Genomic DNA, 3972 nt, shown 5'->3' with positions numbered 1-3972 from the left:
GGTGTACTCCGTCACCTCGGCCTCGTCGTCCACCACGGACGACCAGGACAAGCGCGTCAAGCGCTACCTCACGATGATGGGCATCCGCGTCGCGTGCTTCGGGCTCGTCTTCGTCACCTCTGGCTGGCTCCGGTGGACGGCCGTCATCGCCGCCGTCGTCATCCCCTACGTGGCCGTCGTGATCGCGAATGCCGTGAGCCCTCGTGAGCCGGGCAGCATCCAGTCGGTCGTGCCCCAGGACGAGACGCGGCGACTCGAGCAGTGAGCGGGCCGCTCGCCCCGGCACCGCCGGGTGGAACGGACATGGACCACGTCTGCAGCGCCAAGGGCTGCCGCGCGCAGGCCAGCCACGCCGTCATCTGGAACAACCCCAAGCTGCACACCCGGGACCGGCGCAAGGTGTGGCTGGCCTGCGACGACCACGAGAAGTCCCTGGCGGACTTCGTCGCGCTCCGCGGCTTCCTCATCGAGGTCGTCCCCGTCGGGGAGCTCGTCGACACCGACGGCTGAGCACTGTCCGGATCCGGGCGGAGTGTCACGACCAGAGCGCGAGCTCGTCGGCCCGCGGACCCTCGACGACGCACGAATCGGCGCCGAAGGTCATGACGGCGGGGTGCTCGGGTGTCCACCTCTGCCAGCCCGCGTCACCGTCACGCCCGAAGGCCACCCAGGCGCGGTGCATCTGCTCTGCGAGACTCTGGGGTGCGGTCTCGCCCGCCATGGGTGCGCCGGTCGCCAGCGTGTCGAAGACGAAGGCCAGCTCGAGCGCGTGGCACGCACCCAAGCCTGCCACCGGTGTCTCCCAGTCGAACTCGTACATCTGGACGACGCCGCCGGACGCGTGGTGCGCGGCGGCCAGGCGGGCCGTCGGGCCCCGGAAGGCGGCGTCGGTGAGGATGGCGCACACGACGTCGCCGGGCGACGCGGCCGGCCGGTTCGCGGCATATGTCTCGAGGACTCCCTGAGGCCAGCCGTGGCGGGTCGCCASCACCGGTAGCGCCTCTGCCGTCACGCCGCCGGCGATGCCGGTGGGCACGAGGAAGAGGCGGAACTCATCGCGTGTCGTCCCGATGAGCAGCGGGACGCCCGCCGCGGCCCCGCCGGCGATGAGCTCCTCGGGGATCCCCGGCACGATCTCCCCGTCGATCACCGGGAAGAGGCTCATGATGCCGAGGCCGCCGCGCAGGACAGATGCGCCCCATCGCTGCGGGTCGGGGTCTGCCTGGATCGCCAGGGCCACGGCGGTCTGGGCGGCCACGACCTCCTGCGGGTCGAGGGCCCCGATGGCCTCGGCGGTCGCGGGCACGCCCAGGTGTGCGGCGATCTCCGCACTGACCCGGCGAGCGTCGTCGAGCGAGCAGACCGCCGCGCCGTTGCCGCTCTGGATGGCGGCCCGGTGGAAGAGGCCGCGCGCCGCAGGTGAGGCCATGAGCGTCGCCACGCTCATCCCACCCGCCGACTCACCGAACACGGTCACGTCGTCGGGGTTGCCACCGAAGCCGGCCACGTTGTCGCGCACCCACTCCAGCGCCGCGATCTGGTCGCGCAGGCCCAGGTTGGTGGGGGCTCCCTCGAGCACCGCGAAGCCCGGCACGCCGAGCCGGTAGTTGATGCCCACGACCACGACGCCGTCGCGCGCGAACGCGGACCCGTCGTAGGTGGCGACGGAGTTGGCCCCGCGAACGAACGCTCCGCCGTGGATCCAGACGAGGACCGGCAGCGAGTCCGCGCCCTCGGGGGCCCACACGCTGACGTTGAGGTAGTCGTCACCGGGGTCGACCGAGCTCGGGAGCACCGTGTCCATCGGCGCGGGGTACGGCGCCTGCGCCGCGGTCGGGCCGTGCGCGGTCACCGTCCGCTCGCCGTCCCACGCGACGACCGGCTGCGGGGCGCGGTAACGGTCGGCGCCCACCGCGGGAGCGGCATACGGGATGCCCAGGAAGGCCCTCACCCCGTCCCGGCTCGAGCCACGGACGAGGCCACCGGAGACGCGCACCACGGGATCCATGGGCCCATCCAACCAGCCGGGCACCCCGCGAGCGCGTGATGACACCGCCGGCACACCGGCGGGGGACCGGGATCGCCGACTGCTGCGGTCAACCGCCGATGGCGGACATGGGGCGGTCGGGCTGGACGAAGCCCGGGTCGCCGATGCCGTGCCCGCGGCGCTTGCGCCACATCTCACCGCGCATCAGAGCCAGCAGCTCGTCGTCGGTCGCGCCCTCGCGCAGAGGCCCGCGCAGGTCGGTCTCGGTGGTCGAGAAGAGGCAGTTGCGCACCTGCCCGTCGGCGGTCAACCGGGTGCGGTCGCAGGCGGAGCAGAACGGGGCGMTGACACTGGCGATGATGCCGACGGTCTCGGGACCACCGTCGACGAGGTACCGCTCGGCCGGGGCACTGCCTCGCTCGGCCGCCGGCAGCGGCGTGAGCTCCCAACGCTGCGAGAGCCGCTCGCGGATCTCGTCGGCGGAGATCATCTGGGCGCGGTCCCAGGCGTGCTGCGCATCGAGCGGCATCTGCTCGATGAACCGGAGCTCGTAGCCCCGCTCGAGGCACCAGGCGAGGACGTCGGCGACCGACTCGTCGTTGATGCCGCGCATTGCGACCGCGTTGACCTTGACCGGCGTGAGCCCCGCGTCGGACGCCGCTTTGAGGCCCGCCTCGACGTCGCCGAGCCGGTCACGGCGCGTCAGCTGGGTGAAGGTCTCGGAGTCGATCGTGTCGAGGCTGACGTTGACCCGGTCGAGGCCGGCTGTCTTGAGCCCGACCGCGACCCGCTCGAGGCCGACGCCGTTCGTCGTCATCGCGATCTTCGGTCGCGGCTCGAGCGCCGCGATGCCGGCGACGAGGTCGACGAGCGAACGACGCAGCAGGGGCTCGCCGCCGGTGAGTCGCACCTGCGTGACACCGTCGCGCACGAAGAGGCCGATGATCCGCAGCAGCTCCTCGTCCGTCAGCATCTCGGCCTTGGGCATCCACGGCAGTCCCTCGGCCGGCATGCAGTAGGTGCAGCGCAGGTTGCAGCGGTCGGTCACCGACACGCGCAGGTCGCGGGCCAGCCGACCGAACTGGTCGGCCAGGCCGGCCGGTCGCACGCTCGGGTCGGGAAGACGGGTCATGCGCTCTACTCTAGGCCGGGTATGCAACGACCCGGGCGAGTCGTGCTGCCGATGTTGCCCCAGGCCACTGAACCGCGGTTACGTCACGCTTGGCTGGTTGGTCAGGACGACACGGGTGGGCCGCCGCCGAGGGCACGTCCATCCGGCGCGAGTAGACCTTTCCATACGCCGCCTATGCCCTCAGCCTCCCGCTGTCGGAGCTCGGGTGCCTCACCCCTGTGGCTGTCCTGCAACCGGCGAGCTCGGGGGACTCTGGGCCCATAGGTCGGGACCGAACACTTCGTATCGGATTCGCGTTGCGGGTACCCCACGCGCGAGGAGCTGGGACCTCACGTAGCGCATGAAGGGCAGCGGCCCGCAAGTGAACACGCTGACGTTCTCGGGGAGCGGGATCTCGGTCAGGTCCATCCATCCCTGCGCCGAGCGCTGGTCGGCGGGGTCGACGTGTTCGTACCAGGTGTACGACGTGAAGGCGTCGATCTGCCTTCCCACGTGCAGGACGGTGTCGCGCAGCGCATGGTCCTTAGCCGTGCGGTCGGCGTGGGCGACTATCACGGGGCGCTGCGGCTGGTCGCGGGCGATGTGCTCGACGATCGGCAGCACCGTGGTGATGCCCGCGCCGGCGCTGGCCAGCAGCAGGGGCTCGTCGGAGGACTCGACCACGAAGTCTCCGGCCGGAGCGCTGACCTCGAGTCTGTCCCCGACGCCAACGTCCTCGTGCAGGAAGGTGGAGACCTGCCCGTCGGGGGCGCCGTCAACTCCCCGCACGCGGTTCACGGTGATTTGTAACCGGGTCCCTGACGCGGTGGAGGAGACGGTGTACTGGCGGGGCTGACGAGTGCCGTCGGGCAGG

The 3972-nt window shown here is 71.6% G+C and carries 5 protein-coding genes; 2 read left to right on the top strand and 3 right to left on the bottom strand.

The genetic code is table 11. The features are described from left to right. Nucleotide 1: 1 nt before the first annotated feature. Together AC1DP0_RS19180 and AC1DP0_RS19175 are read left to right on the top strand one after the other, a co-directional pair. Nucleotides 2–265 (top strand): DUF3099 domain-containing protein, encoded by a 264-nt coding sequence (locus AC1DP0_RS19180; RefSeq protein ID WP_478087592.1) that lies wholly within the window; start codon nt 2–4, stop codon nt 263–265. A gap of 38 nt (nt 266–303) precedes the next feature. After that, a complete protein-coding gene (locus AC1DP0_RS19175) occupies nt 304–510 on the top strand; it encodes a hypothetical protein (protein WP_478087588.1) in 207 nt (68 codons plus the stop codon). Between the two features lie 25 nt (nt 511–535). Here AC1DP0_RS19175 and AC1DP0_RS19170 read toward each other — a convergent pair whose 3' ends face one another. The 3 genes from AC1DP0_RS19170 to AC1DP0_RS19160 form a co-directional block, all read right to left on the bottom strand. Then, nucleotides 536–2008, bottom strand: a complete 1473-nt coding sequence (locus tag AC1DP0_RS19170; RefSeq protein ID WP_478087584.1) for a carboxylesterase/lipase family protein — start codon at nt 2006–2008, stop codon at nt 536–538. Between the two features lie 88 nt (nt 2009–2096). Continuing rightward, nucleotides 2097–3119: a GTP 3',8-cyclase MoaA gene (gene moaA, locus AC1DP0_RS19165; RefSeq protein WP_478087582.1), complete on the bottom strand. Its 1023-nt coding sequence runs from the start codon at nt 3117–3119 to the stop codon at nt 2097–2099. Between the two features lie 210 nt (nt 3120–3329). Beyond that, nucleotides 3330–3972 (bottom strand): ferredoxin reductase domain-containing protein (locus AC1DP0_RS19160; protein WP_478087580.1); only part of this gene is annotated, 643 nt, incomplete at its 5' end.

The organism is Terrabacter sp. P5_B1 (assembly GCF_056400505.1).
This window is presented reverse-complemented; position numbering and strand designations above follow the sequence as displayed.

Coding starts and splice junctions, on each gene's coding strand:
- AC1DP0_RS19175 (WP_478087588.1), top strand. CDS start 304: ATGGACCACGTCTGCAGCGCCAAGGGCTGCCGCGCGCAGGCCAGCCAC.